Origin of the sequence: Pedobacter sp. KBS0701 (genome assembly GCF_005938645.2) — a bacterium.
In the GTDB taxonomy this organism is placed as follows: Bacteria; Bacteroidota; Bacteroidia; order Sphingobacteriales; family Sphingobacteriaceae; genus Pedobacter.
In genome coordinates this window covers 5,566,547-5,589,626 of sequence record NZ_CP042171.1, presented here as the reverse complement: position 1 = coordinate 5,589,626, position 23,080 = coordinate 5,566,547, and the positions used below count along the sequence as shown (strand labels likewise).

Below are 23,080 nucleotides of genomic sequence, written 5' to 3'. Positions count from 1 at the left end.
TGTCGTTTGGTTAGGTTTAGTCTATGGAAGCAGTGGCTTTGGTTGGTTTTCCAATTACCTTATAGTTTCCATCGCCTTTTAAAATGGCTAAAACCTGTGTTTGATTGGCGAAAAGGTTTTTAGCTGTAGCAAGTTCTTTATCGTATTGAAAGCTCTGTTCAATCCTTCCTTTTTCGTAAAAATAACGGCTCACAATCTGTGTTTCTAAAACTCTTTTAATTTCTGCCTTATGGTTAACCAGGTCAGTTTTTTTAGAAGAAGTAAGTTTATATTTAAGGTTTTCGAGATCGGTTTTTACTTCAGCAGATTTATTTTCTTTCTCTGCCTCCACGCGCAGATCGGATAATAATCTTTCTGTACGGCTTTGGTAGGTTAAATCTTTATCAGCAAGGCCGCTTGCAAAAGAGGCGTAATCTGCATCTGAAAGCTGAAAGGTTTTTGCTGAGGCTAATACTGGTTTTTCTTTCCTGTACTGATTTGCATAATTAAAGAAAAGGCTTTTATTGAGCATAGAAATCGTAATCGGGCTTAATTTGGCTGCATCCACCACAATATCGGGGTAAACACCGTTACCGCTGTATACATTTCTACCTGCTTTAGTCTGGTACATTACCATGGTAGAATCGGCAAAACGTTCGGCCACCCCTTCTGCATTTTTATGGGCATAATCCAGTTTTTGGATACATCTGCCCGATGGCGTATAATATTTAGCAACAGTTACCTTAACTAAACTATTATAGGGCAAATTAAAAGTCTGTTGAACCAAGCCCTTGCCGTAGCTGCGCTGACCGATCACAATAGCACGGTCCAGATCCTGCAAAGAACCTGCAACAATTTCTGAAGCTGAAGCCGAATTTCCATTTACCAATACAACCAAAGGAACCGAAGTAGAAATTGGTGCATTAAGCGTTTTATAGGCAATGGTTTTCTCTACATTTTTACCTTTTTGGGTTACAATAAGCTGATCCTTATTCACAAAGAGGTTCACAATTTTAACCGCTTCCTGCAAAATACCTCCACCATTGTTTCTCAAATCTAAAACTACACCTTTTGGATTTTCTTTTTGAATAGCCAACAGGGCATCTTTAACCTCCTGTCCGGAATTTTCCAGAAATTTATCGAGCTTGATATAACCGATTCCATCTCCGACCATTCCAGAATAAGAAACGTTAGGCTGTTTTATTTCATCACGCACAAGTTTTTTAGTAATTTCCTTACCATCTCTAACGACCAGCAAATCTACCGGTGTGCCTTTAGGACCACGCAGCAACTGACTAATTTCCTGACGATCTTTACCCTTTACTGCGATTCCGTTTATGCTTACCACCTGATCTCCTGCTTTAAGGTCGCTTTTATTTGCCGGATACCCCTCACTGATGTCGTTAATAAATAGTTTTCCGTCAATAAAAACAGTGCTGGCACCAATACCGCCGTACTGTGTACTTACATATTTTAACTTGTAATCTTCAATTTCCGATTCGGGAACATACTCGGTATATGGATCTAAACTATCTAACATGGCATCAATACCCGTTTTCATCAATTGAGGGGCATTGGTATCATCTACGTAGTTGATGTTGATTTCTTTATACAGCGAGGCAAAAATATCTAGGTTTTTAGATACCAGGAACAAATCTTCTTTAAATGAAAAAGATAAAGCAGCTAGCCCAAAACCTGCTGCTAAAAGACCATATTTTAGTTTCTTCATTCCCCTTTTTATTTTAATTCCAATAGCCCGGATAAATAGATTATCACCTGTTTGAAAGATTATTTAGTAATTCTGTACAAACGTAAATGTACAAAAAGCCGTAAATATTAAAAACTGCTTATTTGGGTGATGCGTAAATTAAGCGTTACGCTAAAAAAGAAACGAGGATTAGCTGATAGATAAATTAAACTAAAGCCTGTTTCCTTTAGTATCGGCAAGTGCTTTTTGAATCGTAAATTCGATGTAGGTCCGGTCGCGTTTCACCAAACGCATTAAATCTTCAACCAATTGATCTTCTTTGCCCGGCGTAAATTCTAAAGGCTCGTTCGCCAGATCGCGGTATTTCCTTAAAAACTTAGTTTTTACTTTAAATGCAGTTTCAGAAGTCAGTTGAAAATTAGCCATGGCATATTTTATTTGATGCAAAAGTAAAAAATATTTGTTCAGGTTAATACCTTTTTATTTGATGTGATAAAAAAAGTGGAGGATCGTGAATTCTTTTTGCACGATAATTGTGTTAAAACTGCGTTATAAAACTTAATCAGGTGTAAAATCCATATTGTGTAAATGTTAAAACTGAAATAAGAATCTGCAAAAACGCCCTAAAAATGACATTCATAGCGATTTATGGAATCACTAACCTTTAAAACAGCAAATTAAACAACATGAAAAAGATTATCTTCTCTATTGTCTTCCTAACCCTGGGTTGGGCAACATCAAAGGCACAAACGTTTAACCTGGGGGTTAAAGCAGGTGTGAATTTAGCCAAATTAAATGCAGATTTTGCAAGCGAAGAAAACCGTTTAGGCTATCAAATCGGTGCCTGGGCACGTATTGGCGGTGCCAGCTTTTATGTACAGCCTGAAGCTTACATTGGCAGTAAAGGCAACAAATTTATAAGCATCCAACAGGACAACGGCAACGAAGTATCTGCTGAAGGAAAAGTAAAATTTACCACTTTGGATGTTCCTGTTTTATTTGGAACAAAATTCGGCGCCAAAAACTTAAACTTCCGTCTAATGGCCGGTCCGGTAATTTCATTTATCCTGGATGAAAATTCGACTTTTAGCTCAGCTTACCAACAGGCAACAGATTTTAGCAACTACAAAAACCAGGCATTGGGCGCACAGTTTGGTGCAGGTGTAGATGTAGGCAGCATTTCGGTTGATTTACGTTATGAAGCCGGTTTATCGAATATCAGTAAAAGTGAAAAATACAGCCAGAAACCTAACCTTTTCCAACTGAGTTTAGGATTTAAGATTTTGTAAGCTGATGAGTAAGCGCCAGATTATTTTTGCTCTGGCGCTCCTTTTAAGTTTAGGTCTTTTAATCTATTTCTGATCCGTTTCATAAAAGATTTACCTGGGTCTGTTTTTTCCGTAGGTATCTTTACTTATCTATTTGGTGTATTATCAATAAATGGCCGGTTAACTGCCGTACCTGTGTAAGGCAATGTGATATCCCCTCTTAAGCTAAAACTATAGGTATTGGATTTCGTAACATTTACGGCAGTTCTAATTACAATATTAGTTGCTGTACCCGTGTACCTCAATATTAAATCGTAAACACCCTGTGGAACTTTAGCAAAATTTGAAGCACTTTTATAAGCAACATTGGTTGCAACAGTTGTTTCAACCAAACTTGTTGTATTTTTCAATACCAGATCAAAGGGATTTGCATTGTAAGAGGCATGAACAAAACGCACATAGGCACCCGATGTATCGATAGCAGGCAACACATCATCAACCACAAAAACATCTGTTTTTTTAGTGGTGATGTTATACAGGCCCGATAAATAAATCGAATAATTTTTACCCTCTGCTACTTGTTTGTTTAGGCTTGCAATAACCAGGTTAGGATCTGCCGCAGCAGTGCTGGGGCGTTGTGCCATAAAATCGTAAGTACCCGGAGCAAGAATTGAGTATGCATTTGTTGAGGGATAAACTGTTGGAAATGCTACGCCTGTAGTTCCGCTTTCTACGCCTGTTGTAGAACTCGCAGCTGTAACTTTTGTACCTCCGGCATAAAAGTTTACCACGGGCGCATTAAGTGCAAAATTAAAATACTTCAATTGAGCACCACTTACGGGCACTGAGATTTCTTGAACAGCATTTTTCTCACAAGAATAAATTATAGTTGATAGCAGTAGTACTGCTAATATGATATATTTTCTTTTCATAATTTAATTATTGAGGCGTTGTTATCCACATTTCTTTAGTCTGATAATCGGTTGCCAGACCACCAATGGCATTAAGCCCTTCCCTATTCCAAACATATTCTGAATTAAAACGCGGGCGCATTCGCTGAACTACTTTAGTCTGGTTATCCGGAAAAAGCACTGTAGGAATAGTAAATCCTATAAAAACCTGATTTGCGGTTACAGGATCCTTATCTGTATAGTGGTATCTTCTTAAATCTGTCCATTGTTCCAAATGCCCCCAGGCCCATTGTGCAATATATTTCTGACACATAATCTGTGAAAGGGTTAAATCGTTTGGATTTACAGGCGTAATAAGCGGCGAAGCAAGGTACGTGCTCTTTTCTGTTGCACTTATTTGCGTTGGTGTTTGCCCGTCATCAGTATTTCGTGCATTTACAAAGTCGAAATGAGTTGAAACAGCATTTTTATACGCCGCTAAAGCCGTTGCTTTATCTCCTTTTTTATAAGCCGCTTCAGCTTTGATAAACTGCAATTGAGAATAAGTAATAATCGGAAATTTATTTTTACGTGCAAATAAATACCTTGCCGGAGTAGTTGCTGAAGCATTGGCTGCTGCCTGAGAAGCATAACCCCAAAGGTTTAGCGGTTGTTGGGTTGCAGTTAATGCGCCAACGCCTGAAGTTGGCTCCAAACCTCTGTACGCACCATCAGGAGATGGCGCCAGCATCCTGCTCATCCTTGGGTCAACAACGCTTGTAAAGACAGTACCATCCATTAACGACAGGATGAATTTGGTTTGCCTAAGGGTACCTATGTTATTTCTTGTTGCAGATAAAAAGTTAGCATCGTCATTAGCTGTTCCTGCATACGGGATTAAAGCATCATCAACATTTCCGGCAAATGAGGCATCAACTGCAGCAATAACATCGTCTGGTTTATAAAGTGATGTTTTGTTAGAGTAATGATTTAAAACAATTGCTTTGAAACCATACGCGAATTTAATCCATGAAGCACGTTTTCCTCTATAAATAAAATCGGTCTTACCTAAATAACCCTCATTTACGGCTCCATCAGTTCTGTTTAAATTGGCAATGGCAGCGTCGATTAACCTCAATGTTTCTTGATAAGCAAATTCTTGCGAATCGTATTTGAAAGAAGTTTTATTCGGATCAAACGCTTCCCTGATAATAATTTCGCCATTGGCATCTGTGGCAGTAAGCCATCCCCATGCTTTCAGAATTTGCGCCACACCCAGCAAATCCCAGCGTTGCTGGCTTTCGGCTTTACTCGTCATGTCGATTAAATTTTGCCCAAAATCGAAATATGTGGTTCTCCATATCTGGCCGCCTTGATCGGGAGCAGTGCCACCCTGATTGTTGCCATGCCTTTCCCAAAGATCCTGAGTAGCTGTAGAAGCCAGGTTCTGCGTATAACGACCAATATAAATTCCATCAAACTGCGGCGCTGAAGCCATCCAATGCAGCATTGGTGATAAATACAAATTAGCCTCTACTGATTGTGGTGCATTTGGATTTGTATTTACATCTAAGAATTTCTTACACCCACTTGTGGAAATAAGACTCCCTAATACTAATAGTATATATAATTTTTTCATTCGTTTTTTCTTCTTATTATAAGCCAATTTTAACCCCAAAGTTTAATCCTATTGGTACCGGAAAATTACCGTAATCTATTCCTGAAGAACCAGAACCACCAACCGCAGCTGTATTTCCATTTACAACCGGATCTAATCCTGAATAATTGGTAATTAAGAATAAATCGGTACCGGTTACGAAAACACTTGCACTTTTAAAAAAATTTTGTTTGCTAAAAACAGTTTGAGGCAGCCTGTATTGTAAGGTTACATCCTTCAATCTGATCCAGTTAATGTCCTTTTCAATAAAAAGCTCTTCACTTAAACTGGTATAGTAAGTATTCTGATAAAACGGAGTAACAGCAATATTATTGATTGTAGGATTTGCACTGTTTTCTTTACCATCCTGGATAACTCCGCTTACAACCCTAGGCGTTAGCCTATCAAGAGTCATGGTACTTAAACCTCTTTGTGTAAGATAACTTTGCGTAGCGTTAAGCACATCCCCACCTTTTCTAATATCCAATAAGAATGATAATGCAAAGTTTTTATAGGTAAAAGTATTGGTAATACCGATGGAGAAATCTGGCTGCCTGTCATATCCTTTTCCAGGCCCCTGAATAACAACTGATGACCTAACCGGCAATCCAGATGCCGGGTTAATCAGGATATCTCCCCTATCATTCCTCAAATAGAAGGTTCCGGTTAGCGATCTTGTCGAATAACCTGGTGTTGTACCATTTCTAATGGTTCCATACACATTGGTATCAGAAACATAAGATTCAGGAAGTTCATTTGGCAAACTTAAAACCCTCGCCCTTGCACTTTCGAAGTTTACCAGGGCATTCCAGCTAAAGTCTTTATTTTTAATCGGTGTTCCGCGTAAAGTTACCTCAATACCTTCACTTCTGGTTTTAGCGCCATTTAAATTGAATAACACATATCCGGTAGCATAACTACCTCTGATATCATTAACAATCTGATCGGAGGTTTCTTTGCGGTAAACGGTAAAATCTAATCCCAATCTATCTTTAAAGAAAGCCAGTTCTGTCCCAACTTCATACGAACTCGCAAACTCAGGTCTTAGGGCTAAATTTGGTCCTGTAAAACCATAACCAAATCCTCCACCAACAGTTGCTTTACTTTCCAATGAAGGTACATAACTATAGGGCCTGGCATCTTTACCCACATTCGCAAATGCAGCTCTTAATTTACCTGAGGTAAATACAGTACTAAGGGCTTCTTTAAAAGCCGGAACTTCCGTAAACACAAAACTACCAGACACAGAAGGGTAAAAGAATGAATTAGCTCCGATAGGAATAGTAGATGTCCAGTCATTTCTACCTGTTGCAGTTATATACAGATAATCTTTATAATTTAATGTTGCACGGCCGAACAAACTGAATAATCTTCTTTGAGAAATAGATGATTTTGCATTTCTGAGTGTTGTGGTCGTATTATTTATAGAGATAAAGTTTGGATCTAAAAAGCCTTCTCCGTATTGTGCATCGATATTAGATCTTAAATCTTGTATGGCATTACCTAAGGTAGCATCAATAGACAGATCGGAGGTGATTTTCTGTTTGGTTAAATTCAGTAAATTCTGAACGTTAACATTCCTGGTATTGTCATTGGCAACATCCATAATCCCCTGCTTATTGAACCCCCTGGAACTTTCCGGATGGCTTAACAATAAGTTTTTGTTCGAGTATACGTCGAAACCAATATTCGATTTTAAATTAAGCCATTTAACAGGCGTAATGGTAAAGCCAAAGTTTGATGTTATTCTATTTTGAATAGAATTAATTTTGTTCTTATTTACGTTAAAATAAGGATTTTCAATTTCTGACGTTAAATCTGTGGCGGTTGTAAATCTTCTTCTTGTACCGGCAGCGGTAAGATAATTCCTGGCATCATCTTCCTGTGGCCATAAAAGCAATCCAATTAGCGGACCTCCAGCCCCTTTGAAAGGTTGATTATTCAAGGCGTAAGTATAGGTCATTGATAAATCAACCTTCATCCAATCGTTCAACTTACCATTTGTAGACCCATTTAAGGTAAACCGATCGTAATTAGAATTTGGTACAACGCCATTTTGTGCCGTATAAGATGTAGAGATCCTGTAACTCATATCCTGCCCTCCACCATCAAATGATAGGTTATGTTTTTGAGTGAGTGCTGTCTGGAAGAAACCATCAATATTATCGTACAAAACAGTGCCAGGAGCATAAGCAGGGCCAAAGTATTGAAGTGTGCCTGATGACGTAACTCCACCAGTGCCTAAGCCATAAACACCTTGTATTTCTGGTTTAACACTGGTTTTTTCTATCCGGAAGCTATTGCTATAGTTGATTGATCCTTTACCCGATTTACCGCGCTTGGTGGTAATTACAATAGCGCCATTTGCGGCGTCAATTCCGTATAATGCTGCTGCCTCAGGCCCTTTTAAAACCACCAGGCTTTCAATATCTTCGGGATTGATATCGGCTGCCCGGTTGGTAAAATCAACTCCCTTATTAGAAAATGCTGTAGTTGAACTATTATCAGAATAAAATGCACTTGTATTTAGCGTCTTATTGTCGATAGGCAAACCATCTACCACAAATAATGGCTGATTACTGCCACTAATAGAGCTTACGCCCCTAATGGTGATGGAAGAAGATGCACCCGGAACACCAGATGAACTTGTTACTTCAACACCTGCAATACGTCCTTGTAGTGCGTTAACAAAATTCTCACGTTGGGTATCGGCCAAATCCTGACCTTTAACTTGTTGTTGAGCAGTTCCCAGCGCTTTCCTGGAAACTTGTTGCCCCAAAGCCGTTACCACGACTTCATTGAGGGAGTTAACATTAGCCTGAAGCACCACATTAACAGAAGTACTGTTTCCTACTGTTCTTTCAACTGTAGCATAACCAATATAAGTAAAGGTAATTATATCTGTTTTCAGCGCTTTGATGGAATAATTACCATCCGCGTTGGTTTGTGCAACCACCGTGCTTCCTTTCACACGAATGGAAACACCGGGTATAGGTCCGTCGGCTGACGTAACCTTACCAGTAACGGTTATTTGCTGCGCAATGGCATGCGCCAGCAAAAAGAACGTACCAATAAAAATTAGTAGTAGTTTTTTTTTCATAAACTGCCTGTTTTGGGGATAAAATGATTTGTTAGTTGTAGCGGTTAGTTAATTAACTGTTTTGTAAAACACGCATAATAACGCATTTTAATGCTAATATCATAAATGTTTTGGAATAAAAAAACAAATTAACAAACTATTTACCAGCAACTAACAACATTAAATTGCAAAAACACGCAAAAACATGCAATATTTAAAAAATCTAAAAATCTTTTATACATTCGTCTGAAACCAGACACCTACTTATGCTGAAAAAAGAACGCCACGATTTCATCATGCGCCAGATTAATTTGCACAACCGTGTATTAACGTCCGACCTTGTACAATTACTCAATGTTTCAGAAGATACCATCAGAAGGGACCTACAGGAACTTGTTGATGAAAACTTACTTTACAAGGTCCATGGAGGGGCTTTATCCAAATCGTATCACAGTTCTTTTGATGATAGTACAGTTTATGCCCGCGATAGTAAAATCGCCATTGGCAAAAAAGCAGTTCAGCTGATAAAAGATGGCATGGTGGTTTTAACGGGTGGCGGAACAACGATTTTAGAGTTTGTAAAGCTGCTTCCAAAGGGCTTATCAGCTACTTTTTTTACCATTAGTCCGCTGGTGGCAGTAGAACTGGCCAAGTACAATAATATTGAAGTGATTTTGATTGGCGGCTTGTTTTCTAAAAATTCGCAGGTTACTTATGGCGGACAGGTAATTACGCAGCTATCAGAAATAAAGGCCGATTTATGCCTGATGGGAACGAGTGCCATCCATCCGGATGAAGGCCTGACAGATACGTATTGGGAAATTAACCAGCTTAAAAAAGCCATGTTGGCCTGTGCAAAGAAAACAGGGGTTCTCTGCATTTCTGAAAAACTGGATATCGCTTTACGGTTGAGGGTTTGCCCGATAGAAAGTATTAGTTATTTGATAACCGAACTGGATTTAGATCACGAATCGCTTTCACGCTACAAGGAAAAGGAATTGAATATTTTATAAGAAAGTCCCGATTTTCATCGGGACTTTCTTATAAGCATCTGCTAAAAAGCAGGATCAACAGGGGTGTTCGTATTATTATCTCTTTCCTGGAAAGGATAAGGAAAGAAATCCCGTTTACGATCGGCTAAAGGCTGATTGAACCTTCGCATATCCTCTATCTTCAATCCGGAAGCATACAGTTCGATCGAACGGTGTTTGTAAATAAGATCAAGCAATTGCTGTTGTGTGTAAGGGCCAACTAGTGGCGGTAATGCTGCGGCCACCCCGAAAAGATCTGAGGTTTTGGTTACTACCTTGTTCAACTCAATTAATGAATTGGTTAAGTCTGGCTGTCTCGCGAGTGCTTCAGCCTTTATTAAAATCATCTCTCCAGGTAAGTAAATCGGAAAAGGGCTTGCTGTTGCTGCGGCAAAACCATTCATACGTAAGGTTGGGGTTGCCCCTGCCATTACGGTATAAAAAGCTATCCTTTTATCTGCAGCATCTGGAGTGTTCGCACCGGTAAGTCCTAGATTTGCGTTTAATGGCTGAAATACATTATTTGAAGAAATAATACTAAATAGAATATTAGGTGAGGTAGCATCAAACTTGAAAAATGATGACTTAGTTAAATCAACAGCATTTGCCTCTGTTAATGCCAGTGGATAATTTCCTGAAAATAATGCATATCTGGCTTTGAGTGCATGTATTGTATTTATAATATTCACATCAGAAGGAATATTACCTAAAAAGCTGGCAGAAATTGAATTTGCAGCAATAACATTTAAAGCATTATCCAAAACAGCAATTGCTTTTGTAAAACCAGCAGAACGGGTAATAAAAGGTACGTTTTTTCCTGTTCCATCTGGAATTTTTTCCCAGTATTGCGCCATATTTCCAATTGCCAAAGCCTTGAATATGCTAGAATAGGCAATTAATCCCGCTGCATAACCTTTGTCACCCAAATTACCGGCATTAGCAATCACCAAATCTGCATCGTAAATAATCTTGTTAGCACTTGTCCAAAGATTAAATAAAATTGTATTTGTCCCGTCAACAGTACTGCCACCGGCACTTAACTGTAACTCAGGAATATTCCCTGAATTGAGTAACCGCAGCTCATTGGTTACAAAACCATTTGCCGCAACAGAGTTGAACATTACACCCGTACGGGTTAAAGTGTAAACCCGCTGTAAACCTATTGCCACAGCAGTTAACCCTTGCTGGGTGCCCAAAGCCACATCTGTTTTAGCTCTGGATGGATCCTGATATTCTTTCGTACATGAAGAGAAACACAATGTTAACGAAAGTGCTAAACAGGTTATATTTGTCGGAATATTATTTCTTAAAATTTTCATAAACTTTCCTTTAACGATTATAATTTAACTTGTAAACCCAAACTAAAGGTTCGTGGAATCGGCACCGAACCAAAATCTATATTTCTTAGTATCGTTGATTGCCCGCCAGAATTTAACTCAGGATCGTAACCTTTATAGTCGTCCCATGAGATAAGGTTTCTACCGCTCACCGTTACAGTAAGGTCTCTTAGGAATTTTAGCTTGCCTATATTATAGCTCAGCGAAATCTCTCGCAACTTAACAAAAGATCCATCATCAATCCTCCACTCCTCAATCGCATAAACTCCGGCAACATATCCCCTGGGCAACTCGCCAAGTTGCTCTTGTTCGGCTACTTTACCATTTCCAACACCCTGGCGGGTTCTCCAATCGGCATTCCAAACGTTTCCGCCTTGTACCGCATCAAACTGTACATGCAGATTCAGTTTTTTATAGGTAAAGTCGTTTACAAACGACATGTTATAATCAGGATTTGGATTACCGATTACTTTACGAAGCGTTGTTCCGGTAGGCAAACCATTTGCATCGCGTTGTGGAGTAAACGTAGTGGCAGAATTTTGAATCCCTTTTTCTATCTGAGGAATTCCTGCTGCATTTGTTAACAGACTTCCATCCGGATTACGCGCAAAAAAGGTTCCATAGAACACGCCAATGGCTTCACCATTTATAATCGCTACAGGAGCGCCTGGATTTGTACTAAACAATCTTAAACCACCTACATCAAGTGCCGTATTTCTATTCCTATTGAAAACAACTGAAGTGTTCCATTTAAAATCCTTCCCATCAACCGGAGTTCCATTCAACACAAGCTCAATCCCTTTGTTCCTTAATGAGCCTATGTTATCTAATAAGCTGGAAAATCCTGTTGAAGGTGCCTGCACACTGGCAATCAATAAATCGCTTACTTTTTTATTATACCAGTTAAATTGTAAACCTAATCTGTTTTTGAAGAAAGATAAATCTGTTCCCAGTTCCAATTCGCGTTGGCGTTCTGGTTTAACATTTTCGTTAGCTAAAGTCGCACTCGAAAATAACGAAGCTCTACCCAAAAACGATTGTGTAGAATAGGCATTGATCCTATCATAAGCACCAATACCGGTCAAGTTTCCTGATTCTCCATAAGCCGCTCTTATTTTAAATGTATCCCACCAATCAGAAACATCAAAACTTTTCCAATAATCAGCTGAGGAAAGCACATAACTTAAGCTTCCTTTCAAGTATTCCTGTGTGCGGTTATCAGCCCCAAAAACTGAAGATTGATCGGCCCTTAAGGCACCCGTAACAAATAAATGATCTTTATATTTAAAATTCTGCTGGATATAACCTCCACTTACAGACAATTCTGTTCTTCCATCTACACTTGGAAGCTGTGTTGCAGCAGCATTTACCGTTTCGATTAATGGGGCTAAACCTCTGCCATTTACCAACTGATATCTGGTTTTTTCGTATTGAAACGAATAACCAACCTGAGTGGTTGACGAAATCAGCTCTGATAATTTAGCCTGATAAGTTGCATTAAACTCATTGTTAAACTGAAAAGCATTGTTAGTTGCTGCACTTGCGTAGCCATTTAATGTACCATCTAAAGCCGCACCACCACCATAAAAATCTGGATTTACGTTATAGGCAAATGGCGGAATGTAGGTTGACCCACTCTGACCAGAATTATCAACACCTAAAGTAAAATCTAAGGTTAAATTTTTTACAGGGTACAATTTCAAATTGGCATTGGCAATAATGCGGTTGGTTTCCTGACGCTGTTTAATGTCTTCTATCACCGACACAGGGTTCACCCTGCCACGTTCTCCAACAGCCATTAAATTACCATTAGCGTCTCTGGCAAAAATATCATGAATGTTCCCGATAATGGTAACAGAATTCATTGGCGAAAAAAACGAATTTCCATCTGGCTTTTCATTGGCCGAACTGCGGATATAATTTAAGCCGGCACTCAATTTTGCCCATTCAGTGATTTTCTGATCGATGTTTGCTCTGAAATTATAGCGTGTAAAATCGGTATTTTTAATAATTCCCTGATTACTGAAATAAGCTGCTGAAGTATAGTATTTTGTATTTTCATTACCACCGGAAACAGAAACCGTATTATCTGTACCTGTAGCAGATTGAAAGATGTAATCCTGGTAATTATAACGATTGGTAGGGATGGTTTCCTTTTGCAGAACCGCCGGATCGCCAACTGTTTGGATTACGTCTTGCGTAGGAAAGTTAGTAGGCGTACCAAACCTTACCGGAGATTCGTTCACCTCAACCTGTTTACGCAAATGGCTCAATGTTAAACTTGTGCTGAAATTAACCTGAGCAGCACCACTTACGCCTTTTTTAGTAAAGATCTGAATTACTCCGGAATTTGCCCTCGAGCCATAAATGGCTGCAGCTGCAGCTCCGTTTAATACTTCAATACGCTCAATATCTGCCGGATTGATATCAACCATCCTATTCTGCCCAATGCTTCCAACAAAGTTTCCGCCATCATAATTGGCTGAGGTATTGGTAACTCTGGTAGTTGAATTGTTCACGATTACACCATCAATAATGTAAAGCGGCTCTGATGATGAATTTACAGAGCTAATGCCTCTTAAACGAACAGACAAGCCCCCTGCAGGATCGCCAGAGTTTTGGCTGATCTGAGCACCAGCTGTTTTTCCCTGTAAAGACGAAAGCACGTTACCACTTGGGGCTTTATTCAAATCATCACCTTTAACGGTACTTATATAACTTCCCAGTTCTTTTCTGGTTGTTCCCTGCGAAGTTCCCGTAACAATTACCTCGTCTAAACCAACAGCATCTGCACTTAGGGAAGTACTTAGCTGAACCTGATTGCTTGACGCAAGATCTATCGACTGTGCTTTACTCTTGTAGCCTACGTAAGAAAACTGAACCTGATATTTGCCGGGGGCCAAATCTACTGCAAAGGTATATCCGCCATTCGAATTGGTACTGGTTGCTAAATTAGTATTGAGAATTTTAACAACAACGCCTGGGATAGGTTCATTATTCGAAGCATCAGTCACTTTACCACTAATGGTATAGCGTTTATTCTGTGCCTGAACCATTTCTGTAAACAGTAGCAGCAGAAATGGGATCAACAAAATCGCGAAAAATCCTGGTGACCATTTTAGGTAACTTTTTTCCATAAAATTTGGTTTTGTGTTAGAAGATTAGTGTTGAAACAAATTTAGCAAAATACCATATAAACCAATTTTTTAACCTGTATAAACTGATTTGCAAAATTGCGCCTACTTAAGCAGGTAAACTGATTTTACCCATGCAGACTGAAGGTACACCTTGCCGGCTGCCAAAATTAATTGGTTCTCCACACAGGGTCTCATTGGCCAAAACAGCAAATAAAACAGCCTCTTTTGCATCGGGATTAATATTTAAATCTTTAGTGGTTAGAAATTTGCAAAAAGGCAATTGTGTTTGAAGAAGCTGAACAAGCAGCGGATTATGCATTCCGCCACCACTCATAAATACCTGCACACACGCATCATCCCCAAAACAACGTTTTATTGCATTGGCAATCGTTTCTGCTGAAAAATGGCATAAGGTTGCCATTACATCTTCTTTGCGCAGATTTGTGGTTGAAGACTGTTCTTGTGCCTTTATTAAATATTCCAGGTTAAATAGTTCTGGTCCTGTGGTTTTAGGAAAATCCAACTCAAAAAAACTGCAATTCAATAATGCAGATAACAGATCTGGATTAAATTTACCAGCCAAAGCGACACTGGCATTTTTATCATAGAACTGATTAAAATGTTGTTGCATGTACTGATCCATCAATGTGTTACCAGGCCCAACATCCGTTGAAAAAATTTCACTGGCATCCATACGACCCGGCAAATATGTGAAGTTTGCTATACCGCCAATATTCAACATTACCCGATCTTCACCAGCCTTCGAAAACATTAAATAATCTCCATATACAGCCAGAGGTGCGCCTTCTCCACCCGCAGCCAAATGTTTCTGCCTAAAATCAGAAAGGGTAATAATTCCGGTTTTAACAGCAATATGATCGCCGTCGCCAATCTGTAGTGTGCCATTAGGATAATCGGCCAGTTTGTGCAAAGATTTTGGTGCGTGAAAAATGGTTTGTCCATGACTGGCGATAAAATCAATGTCCTCATTTTCATACCCCCATTCTTTTATTGCTTCATTGATCAATTGAGCATGAATATTTGCAATGTGCTCATTCATCAGGCAAACCAATTGTAAATCGACTTCTTTTTTAGAAAATATGACCTTTATTTTTGCTCTGAAATCATCTGTATAATCGCCGGTTTTAAAATTTAAAACTCGGATATCTGTTTCGGCACCGCTTTTCTTAACCGAACAGAGGGCAATATCCAGTCCATCCATAGAAGTTCCACTCATCAATCCGATAATTAAACGTTCTGACTTGCCTGCTTTTGAGTATAACTTTTGGATATGTGTGTTCATATTAATTTTTATCTTAAAAGATCAAACGTTTGTTTGCCCCCTTAACCTGATTTTATGTAAATACTTGCAATAAATGTAAATAACCTTTGTTAAAAATTGGGCATAACTCTCTATATTTACTGCTCCGTACATTAAAATCCATATAAAAAAAATGGCTAGATTAAATCTACTGGAGGAGACACGTTTCGAGAAATTACCTGTAAACGTGTTCGAAAATCCAAAAATTGCTTCAATTAATGTGGCACATCGCATTGCCGAGCTCATTAAATCAAAACAAGCAAACAACACACCTGCAGTACTGGGCTTAGCAACAGGTGTTACCCCAATTGCAGTTTATGCCGAACTGGTTAGACTGCATAAAGAAGAGGGATTAAGTTTTAAAAACGTAATTACTTTTAACCTGGATGAATATTATCCAATGGCGCCAACTGCAGCGCAAAGTTATGTTACGTTTATGAACGAAAACCTTTTCAATCATATCGATATTGACAAAAAAAACGTTCACATCCCCGATGGTATGCTTGCACTGGAGGATATTCCTGCTTTCTGCCTGGAATACGAAAAGAAAATCGGTGATCTCGGCGGTCTTGACATCCAGATTTTAGGAATTGGGCGTACAGGTCACATCGGGTTTAACGAGCCAGGCTCTGCGCCAAATTCCGGTACCCGTTTAGTAACTTTAGATGATTTAACACGCCGTGATGCGGCTCGCGATTTTGGTGGAAAAAGCTTTGTACCAACAAAAGCCATTACCATGGGTATTGGTACCATTTTCAAAGCAAGAGAAATTATATTAATGGCCTGGAGCCGTAAAAAAGCTTCAATCATCAAAAAAGCTGTTGAAGGCGAAATTTCAGGAGAGGTTCCGGCAACATACCTTCAGCTTTCTGACCATGTAGAGTTTATCCTTGACGCACCTGCGGCTTCAGAACTGACCCGTTTTGACACCCCATGGCTGGTTAAAGATTGCGTTTGGACAGATGCATTGATCCGCAAGGCAGTAATCTGGCTGGCCAACACATTAAAAAAACCGATCTTAAAATTAACGGAAGACGATTACAATAATAACGGTATGGCCCAACTGGCTACTGAAAAAGGACCAGTTTATAACATCAACATCCATATCTTTAATAAATTACAACATACTATAACTGGCTGGCCGGGTGGCAAACCTAATGCGGACGATTCTCAGCGTCCGGAAAGAGCTGAGCCTGCTAAGAAGAGCGTGATTATTTTTTCTCCTCACCCGGATGATGATGTGATCTCGATGGGCGGTACTTTTCTACGGCTGGTTGATCAGGGGCATGATGTGCATGTTGCTTACCAAACCTCGGGTAATACTGCGGTATGGGATGATGACGCACTTCGTTTTGTGGAGTTTAATGTAGATTTCACTGAGAAGATGGGCATGGACAATACGCACCTAAAGGATCTTTATAACAAGATGAGAACCTTTATTGAGCATAAAAAACCAAACCAGATTGATACACCAGAGATCCAAACGGTTAAAGGACTCATCAGAAAAGGCGAAGCTATTGCCGGTGCAAGATATTGCGGTTTAGAAGATGACCACATCCATTTTCAGGCACTCCCTTTCTACGAAAGCGGTAAGGTTCAGAAAAACCCGGTAACTGATGCTGATATCGAACTTACAATAGCCCTATTGCAACAAGTTAAACCTCAACAGGTTTATGCTGCCGGCGATTTTGAAGACCCTCATGGAACGCACATTGTTTGTTTCAAAATTATTTTAGCAGCATTAGAACGATTACGTAAAACTGAAGCCTGGGCGCAAGATTGCTGGTTATGGATGTACCGCGGTGCATGGCATGAATTTGAAACTTATGAAATAGAAATGGCGGTTCCAATTTCTCCACAAGAGCTTGAACGCAAGAAATATGCAATTTTCAAACACCAGAGTCAGAAAGACAGAGCGGTTTTCCCTGGCGATGACTCAAGAGAGTTCTGGCAAAGGGCTGAAGATCGTAACCGTGATACTGCAAAGGCTTATGATGAGCTTGGACTTGCAGAATACGAAGCGATGGAAGCTTTTGTTCGCTGGAAGTTTGAAGACTAGTTTAAAATAAACACTAATCCTGCTTTGTTAGCGCAAAGCAGGTTTTTTTGTCCCTCTAAGTTCTCATGTTGAGCATAGCGAAACATCTTTAAAAAAGTCAAGTCATCTAATGAAGCGCAGTGAACTTCCCGGAGAGACCTCCCTACCGGTTGCCGTCACCCTAAACAACTAGTCAAAGTTTTATTATCCAAAATCTCTTTTTTTTGAAAGCAGTGTCTGCAGTTCTTCGGTCACTATAGTCCTGCCCTTTGCTTAATCCCGATAAAAAACGACAAAACAAATTAACCTTAAATCGGGATAACGCTGTCGGTCAGGTTTATTGAATATAAGGCTTTGCTATTGTGATCAATACTTTCTTCAGTGAAACAGTCTGGCTTAATCAAATCGCTCCGTGTTTCCGAGCCTCCGTGGCAAAAATAAATATCTATTCCCAAAACTGTCATGCTGAGCGCAGCGGAGCATCTGTTAAAGAAGGGGTCACTAACAACATAAAACACACCTAAAAAAAGATCCTTCACGTTGTTCAGGGTGACAAATCATTATCCCGCCAAATCTTATTTATTTCTCATTCTAAAAACAATACTCTAAATTAGTTTGCTGAACCCAAACAAGCTCATCATGACCAAACCTAAACAACGATTGTTATCTCTGGATTTTTTTAGAGGATTAACCGTAGCCGCGATGATCTTGGTGAATAATCCGGGCAGTTGGGGGCACATTTATGCGCCTTTAGAGCATGCAGAATGGAACGGCTGTACCCCTACTGATTTGATTTTCCCATTCTTTTTATGGATTGTTGGCGTTTCTATTGCCTTTGCCATGAGCAGTAGTAAAGCAGATCCATCTACACATCAAAAAACAATTATTAAAGCCATTAAACGTGGTATTATACTTTATTTACTTGGTTTCTTCCTCGCGATATTCGGAAAGATCATCAGTGGAATAATGGATAACAGATCCCTCTGGGAAGCCTTTCAAACCGTTAGATTATTGGGCGTTTTGCAACGGATAGGCATTGTTTTCATCATTAGCAGCATCATTTTTATCAAGGTTTCCAACAAAACCATTTTTAAAACATTAATTGTAATACTCGCCGCTTACTGGGCATTAATGACCTTTATACCAGTCCCTGGAGTTGGGTATCCTAATCTGGAAAAAGAAATCAATTTAGCAGCCTGGATAGACCGCGGAATTTTAACAGAAGCACATACCTGGGCATCATCAAAAACCTGGGACCCGGAGGGAATTTTAAGCACATTACCAGCGATAGGGACCTGTTTATTTGGCATTCTGGTTGGCATTTGGATGCGCAGAAAAGATGTTGACAATCCAACCAAAGTAGCCTGGTTATTTACGACCGGTATTGCTGCAGTTATTTTAGGCTTACTTTGGGACCTGCAGTTCCCAATCAACAAAGCGTTATGGACAAGCTCTTACGTATTATATGCAGGTGGCCTGGCTTCCATTGGATTGGCACTTTGTTACTGGATTATCGACGTTCAGGGCTACAAAAAATTCACCACTCCCTTTGTTGTATATGGTGTAAATGCCATTACTGTTTTCTTTCTGGCGGGATTAATGCCAAGGGTATTAAACCTGATCCAGCTAACCAAACCAGATGGCACCAAAACCGGGTTATTGGTTCGGTTTTACGAAACCTGTTATACGCCATTTTTTAGCCCAATAAATGCTTCATTGGTTTGGGCCATAACCTATGTATTTGGTTTTTATGTATTATTATATTTTATGTATAAAAAAAACATTATTATTAAGGTTTAGTAAAAAAATGCTATAATTGATTTGTCCCTCTCTTCTCCATTGAAAAAGAAAACTACCATATATGATATAGCCGAGGCGCTCGACATTACAGTATCTACTGTTTCCAGGGCACTTAGTGGCTTTCCGGCAATAAGCGATACCACCAGAAAGGCTGTTGTTGAAATGGCTAAAAAACTAAACTATAGTCCAAATAAACTCGCATCAGCATTAAAATCTGGCAAAACCCATATCATTGGTGTAATTGTGCCAAGTGTACAGGCACATTTCTTTGCATCTATTATCCATCGCATAGAAGATGGCCTGAAAGACAGTGGCTATCGTGTGATTATCTACCAATCCAATGAATCTGTTGAGAATGAAATTAATGGCGTAAGAACCTTACTGGAAGCACAGGTAGATGGTATTATGGCTTCAATGTCTTTAGAAACAAAAGACATTTCGCACTTTGGCGAAATTATTAAGCAAAATAAGCCCCTGATATTATTCGACCGTGTAAATATAGATTTAAAAGTGCCAACCATAACCCTTGACGATTTTAAAGCAGGCTATATTGCTACAAAACACCTAATCGATCAGGGTTATCAAAAAATTGCTTTTGTAACTACTGTTCACCAGATTAAAATTTTTAACGATCGGTTGGAAGGCTACAAGGCAGCCTTAGCAGACCATAACCTTCCGCTGATAGAAGACCATATTATTTTTGGCGGTTTATCCATTAAAGACGGCCGGTTTGGTGCGGGTAAGTTAATGCGCAGCAGCAATAAACCCGATGCTATAATTGCTGGTGATGATTTTACGGCGCTAGGTGTAATTAAAAAGTTGAAAGAGATCGACGAAACACCACCTCAGGTTGGGGTAATTGGTTTTGCCAACGAAGCATTCTCCGCATACATTACGCCCAATTTATCTACAATTGATCAGCATGCCTCAAAAATGGGAAAAGAATGTGCTAAAATGTTTCTGAAAATGATTAACCAGGAGAACCCATACACCAATATGGAGCATATTGTACTCGACCCGGCGGTTGTAGAAAGAGAATCGACAAATAAGAAAGTCGTCATCTCGACTGAAGCATAGGGAAACGGAGAGGTCTACTCAGGTAGACTTCCCGACTTCGTTGCACTCCGCCCGAAATGACGGTAAGTCCAGCGCAATTATTACTTCGCTAAAGGAACTTCAACGCCGACCGGCCCACTAGGTTCACTCTCATTTTTTAACCGGTCTAATGCCGTTACGAGATAGCTGTAACGTTTTCCACTTTCTACACTCGTATCAATGAATGAAAGATAATCTTCAAAGCTTATTTTAACAATGTTCTTCGGATCAAGTACCGAAATTTTCTCGCCTTCGTTAAATCGGTAAACTACAAATCCTGAAGCCGTTTCCCCATCTTTAGCCTTTAACGGGAGCTGCCATTTTAAATGTACACCATCTTTTAGTGCATCAGCTGTTAATGCCTGAGGCTCATTTGGCGGCACCTCATCCAGCCATGGCATTTGCGGCGGCAGAGCAGGGTATTTATAGAGGTCGTTCTTTAGCGAATCGCCAACTGCCTTTGCGACCGTGCTTAATGATTTAGAACTAAAAAACACGCTACCCTGAATTCGGTTATTATCTCTCAGGTATCTAATCTGTTTGGGTATTTCGCTTAGGTTTTTCCAGGCGGCTTCAGCCCTCGAATTTACCAGGTAAGCGCCCTGCCCAATGTAAACATGCCTGCCAAAGTTATTATTGCTCCACCAATCAACTAAAACACCATAAGGCGCAACTCTTCTGGTAAACGTAAAATAAATTTGAGGATTAATGTAATCTACCCAGCCTTCTCTAACCCATTTACGGCTATCGGCAAAAAGTTCTGCATAATTGGATAGGCCACTGGTTGCAGAGCCTTCCGGATCTTCGTACTTATTTTTCCAGATCCCAAACGGACTGATCCCAAATTTTACCCATTTTTTATAATGGTGGATACTATCATCAAGCTGTTTGATGAGGAGGTCGACATTGTTGCGCCTCCAATCTTTGATATCCGAAAAATTATTAGGGTATTTGTAAAAAGTATTGCTATCGTTAATCGTTTGCCCTTCTAGTTTATAAGGATAAAAATAATCATCGAAGTGAATACCATCAATATCATAACCCTTTACCACATCTAAAATTACCTGAACAATATATTCTCTCACATCGGGAATACCCGGATCAAACTGTTTTTTACCACCATAGGTAAAAAACCAATCGGGATGTTTACGATAAGCATGGTTTTCGCTTAACACAGTAGAGCTGCTCATACTGGCTCTGTAAGGATTAAACCAGGCATGGAGCTCCATTCCCCTGAAATGGGCTTCTTTAATGGCAAAGGCCAAAGGATCATACCCAGGTGCTGGCGCCAAACCCTGTTTCCCCATCAACCATTGACTCCATGGTTCTCTGGATTTTGCATAAAATGCATCGGCTGCAGGCCTAACCTGCAAGATAATGGCATTCATTCCCTGGCTTTTATGTCTTTCTAAGATACCAATCAGTTCCTGCTTTTGTTGATCTATACTTAAACCAGGCTTCGATGGCCAGTCTATATTGGTAACAGTGGCCACCCAAACACCTCTAAACTCCCTTTTTGGTGCAATTTTTGATAAAGGTTGTGCATTTAATATATAAGGTAGTACAGTTAAGGATAAAAGTGCGTATAGGAAGTTTTTAAGCATTATTTCTGTCTTATTTTTTATTCAGGTTGTGTGTCTGTGTTGATTTGAATACAAATGAACATTAGCAAGTAAACGATTTTTTTTAAAAACTCTTATAAGTTTTTAAAAAATTTTAATTTGCGCCCGGCTAAAATTAATTGTGTACCCCCACTTACCTATGGAGAACAAAAGTATATTAATTTATAGAAGATACAGCGTTATTAAAAATGGAATCACAAAAGATTAATAAGGGTGATAGAAACAAAATTTACTTCCTGGTCATCGTTATTGCTGCTCTAATAGGCACAAATGCTTACTTGTTTTTTAAAGACCGAAAACAAAGTGAAAGATTTGTTACCGTTAGTACAGAGAAGGATAAGCTAAGGCTTGAGGTAGAAAAGATTGAGGTTGAGCTGGATAAGGTTAATGCATTGAACCTGGATTTAAATGATAAGCTTGTTGAAGAACAGAAGCTTGCCCGCATAAAAATCGATGAACTTAAAGCCGCTTTAGAAAAAAACCAGATCACCCAAGCCGAAATCGACAAAGCAAATGCACAAATTAGCGAGCTGAAAACATTTGTAAAAAACTACAATGATCAGATTATTCAGCTTCAGAACGACAATATTTTTCTAAAAAACAGTCGCGATAGTTTACAAAATACCCTAAAAAACATCAGCAATAAGGCATCTAACCTGGAGAATGAAAACTCGAATTTAAATGCGAAAGTTAAAACTGCCGCAGCATTAAAACTTCAATCGGCCGAAATTATTGCTTTCAGAACAAAATCAAGTGGCAAGAAAGTCGAAGTGAGCAAATCGTCTGCAGCAGAGAAATTAAGCGTGCGCTTTAACATTGTGCCGAATCATTTAGCAGAAAAAGGACATCATAACATTTATCTTCGGGTATTCGATCCTGCAGGAAACCTGCTTGCTAACGAGGAAAACCATTTTGAGGCTGATGGGCAGGATATGCAGTTCAGCCATTCTATTTTTATTGACTACAATAACGATGACAGCACCTATGTTATCGACTGGGCAAACCCAAAGCCATTTATAAAGGGCATATATACCGTAATTTTATATGCTGATGGTAATACTATGGGCAAGGCACAAGTGGAGTTGAGATAATACACCATCTGATTAACCATATTTATT

The 23,080-nt window shown here is 39.3% G+C and carries 15 protein-coding genes; 6 read left to right on the top strand and 9 right to left on the bottom strand.

Going from position 1 to position 23,080, the window contains the following annotated elements; genetic code table 11:
- Positions 1-16: 16 nt before the first annotated feature.
- Positions 17-1,708, bottom strand: a complete 1,692-nt coding sequence (locus tag FFJ24_RS22695; RefSeq protein ID WP_138819404.1) for a S41 family peptidase — start codon at positions 1,706-1,708, stop codon at positions 17-19.
- 189 nt (positions 1,709-1,897) lie between these two features.
- Complete coding sequence (locus FFJ24_RS22690; RefSeq protein WP_010599278.1) at positions 1,898-2,113, bottom strand: hypothetical protein; 216 nt, start codon at positions 2,111-2,113, stop codon at positions 1,898-1,900.
- A gap of 260 nt (positions 2,114-2,373) precedes the next feature.
- On the opposite strand from FFJ24_RS22690, the gene FFJ24_RS22685 reads away from it, so the two are divergent.
- Complete coding sequence (locus tag FFJ24_RS22685; protein WP_138819403.1) at positions 2,374-2,976, top strand: porin family protein; 603 nt, start codon at positions 2,374-2,376, stop codon at positions 2,974-2,976.
- Positions 2,977-3,101: 125 nt separating this feature from the next.
- Here the strand turns inward: FFJ24_RS22685 and FFJ24_RS22680 are convergent, their stop codons facing one another.
- Genes FFJ24_RS22680 through FFJ24_RS22670 form a run of 3 tightly spaced genes read right to left on the bottom strand, consistent with a single transcriptional unit; the run spans position 3,102 to position 8,602 of the window.
- A complete protein-coding gene (locus FFJ24_RS22680; protein ID WP_138819402.1) occupies positions 3,102-3,887 on the bottom strand; it encodes a DUF4397 domain-containing protein in 786 nt (261 codons plus the stop codon).
- Between the two features lie 7 nt (positions 3,888-3,894).
- A complete protein-coding gene (locus FFJ24_RS22675) occupies positions 3,895-5,484 on the bottom strand; it encodes a RagB/SusD family nutrient uptake outer membrane protein (protein ID WP_138819401.1) in 1,590 nt (529 codons plus the stop codon).
- Between the two features lie 16 nt (positions 5,485-5,500).
- Positions 5,501-8,602, bottom strand: coding sequence for a SusC/RagA family TonB-linked outer membrane protein (locus FFJ24_RS22670; protein WP_138819400.1), 3,102 nt, complete (start codon positions 8,600-8,602; stop codon positions 5,501-5,503).
- Positions 8,603-8,847: 245 nt separating this feature from the next.
- Between FFJ24_RS22670 and FFJ24_RS22665 the strand changes: the two genes are divergently transcribed.
- On the top strand, positions 8,848-9,594 hold the full coding sequence (locus FFJ24_RS22665; RefSeq protein WP_138819399.1) for a DeoR/GlpR family DNA-binding transcription regulator: 747 nt from the start codon (positions 8,848-8,850) through the stop codon (positions 9,592-9,594).
- A gap of 41 nt (positions 9,595-9,635) precedes the next feature.
- On the opposite strand, the gene FFJ24_RS22660 is transcribed toward FFJ24_RS22665, so the two are convergent.
- The 3 genes from FFJ24_RS22660 to FFJ24_RS22650 form a co-directional block, all read right to left on the bottom strand.
- Positions 9,636-10,931 (bottom strand): RagB/SusD family nutrient uptake outer membrane protein, encoded by a 1,296-nt coding sequence (locus tag FFJ24_RS22660; RefSeq protein WP_138819398.1) that lies wholly within the window; start codon positions 10,929-10,931, stop codon positions 9,636-9,638.
- 17 nt (positions 10,932-10,948) lie between these two features.
- On the bottom strand, positions 10,949-14,086 hold the full coding sequence (locus FFJ24_RS22655) for a SusC/RagA family TonB-linked outer membrane protein (protein ID WP_210419414.1): 3,138 nt from the start codon (positions 14,084-14,086) through the stop codon (positions 10,949-10,951).
- 106 nt (positions 14,087-14,192) lie between these two features.
- Complete coding sequence (locus FFJ24_RS22650; protein ID WP_138819397.1) at positions 14,193-15,389, bottom strand: anhydro-N-acetylmuramic acid kinase; 1,197 nt, start codon at positions 15,387-15,389, stop codon at positions 14,193-14,195.
- A gap of 151 nt (positions 15,390-15,540) precedes the next feature.
- Here FFJ24_RS22650 and nagB point away from each other — a divergent pair, with 151 nt between their 5' ends.
- The 3 genes from nagB (at position 15,541) to FFJ24_RS22635 (ending at position 20,322) form a co-directional block, all read left to right on the top strand.
- Complete coding sequence (nagB, locus tag FFJ24_RS22645) at positions 15,541-17,466, top strand: glucosamine-6-phosphate deaminase (RefSeq protein ID WP_138819396.1); 1,926 nt, start codon at positions 15,541-15,543, stop codon at positions 17,464-17,466.
- Between the two features lie 618 nt (positions 17,467-18,084).
- Complete coding sequence (locus tag FFJ24_RS22640) at positions 18,085-19,245, top strand: acyltransferase family protein (protein WP_138819395.1); 1,161 nt, start codon at positions 18,085-18,087, stop codon at positions 19,243-19,245.
- A gap of 39 nt (positions 19,246-19,284) precedes the next feature.
- On the top strand, positions 19,285-20,322 hold the full coding sequence (locus FFJ24_RS22635) for a LacI family DNA-binding transcriptional regulator (protein ID WP_138819394.1): 1,038 nt from the start codon (positions 19,285-19,287) through the stop codon (positions 20,320-20,322).
- An 80-nt stretch (positions 20,323-20,402) separates the two neighbouring features.
- On the opposite strand, the gene FFJ24_RS22630 is transcribed toward FFJ24_RS22635, so the two are convergent.
- Positions 20,403-21,944: a glycoside hydrolase family 10 protein gene (locus FFJ24_RS22630; RefSeq protein WP_138819393.1), complete on the bottom strand. Its 1,542-nt coding sequence runs from the start codon at positions 21,942-21,944 to the stop codon at positions 20,403-20,405.
- 206 nt (positions 21,945-22,150) lie between these two features.
- On the opposite strand from FFJ24_RS22630, the gene FFJ24_RS22625 reads away from it, so the two are divergent.
- Complete coding sequence (locus tag FFJ24_RS22625) at positions 22,151-23,053, top strand: hypothetical protein (protein ID WP_138819392.1); 903 nt, start codon at positions 22,151-22,153, stop codon at positions 23,051-23,053.
- The last annotated feature ends 27 nt before the right edge of the window (positions 23,054-23,080 follow it).

Excerpts from the sequence above, each read along its gene's own strand:
- FFJ24_RS22650 (WP_138819397.1), bottom strand. The coding sequence starts at position 15,389 with ATGAACACACATATCCAAAAGTTATACTCAAAAGCAGGCAAGTCAGAA.
- FFJ24_RS22685 (WP_138819403.1), top strand. The coding sequence starts at position 2,374 with ATGAAAAAGATTATCTTCTCTATTGTCTTCCTAACCCTGGGTTGGGCA.
- FFJ24_RS22690 (WP_010599278.1), bottom strand. The coding sequence starts at position 2,113 with ATGGCTAATTTTCAACTGACTTCTGAAACTGCATTTAAAGTAAAAACT.
- FFJ24_RS22640 (WP_138819395.1), top strand. The coding sequence starts at position 18,085 with ATGACCAAACCTAAACAACGATTGTTATCTCTGGATTTTTTTAGAGGA.
- nagB (WP_138819396.1), top strand. The coding sequence starts at position 15,541 with ATGGCTAGATTAAATCTACTGGAGGAGACACGTTTCGAGAAATTACCT.
- FFJ24_RS22660 (WP_138819398.1), bottom strand. The coding sequence starts at position 10,931 with ATGAAAATTTTAAGAAATAATATTCCGACAAATATAACCTGTTTAGCA.
- FFJ24_RS22695 (WP_138819404.1), bottom strand. The coding sequence starts at position 1,708 with ATGAAGAAACTAAAATATGGTCTTTTAGCAGCAGGTTTTGGGCTAGCT.
- FFJ24_RS22680 (WP_138819402.1), bottom strand. The coding sequence starts at position 3,887 with ATGAAAAGAAAATATATCATATTAGCAGTACTACTGCTATCAACTATA.
- FFJ24_RS22630 (WP_138819393.1), bottom strand. The coding sequence starts at position 21,944 with ATGCTTAAAAACTTCCTATACGCACTTTTATCCTTAACTGTACTACCT.
- FFJ24_RS22655 (WP_210419414.1), bottom strand. The coding sequence starts at position 14,086 with ATGGAAAAAAGTTACCTAAAATGGTCACCAGGATTTTTCGCGATTTTG.
- FFJ24_RS22675 (WP_138819401.1), bottom strand. The coding sequence starts at position 5,484 with ATGAAAAAATTATATATACTATTAGTATTAGGGAGTCTTATTTCCACA.
- FFJ24_RS22670 (WP_138819400.1), bottom strand. The coding sequence starts at position 8,602 with ATGAAAAAAAAACTACTACTAATTTTTATTGGTACGTTCTTTTTGCTG.
- FFJ24_RS22665 (WP_138819399.1), top strand. The coding sequence starts at position 8,848 with ATGCTGAAAAAAGAACGCCACGATTTCATCATGCGCCAGATTAATTTG.
- FFJ24_RS22625 (WP_138819392.1), top strand. The coding sequence starts at position 22,151 with ATGGAATCACAAAAGATTAATAAGGGTGATAGAAACAAAATTTACTTC.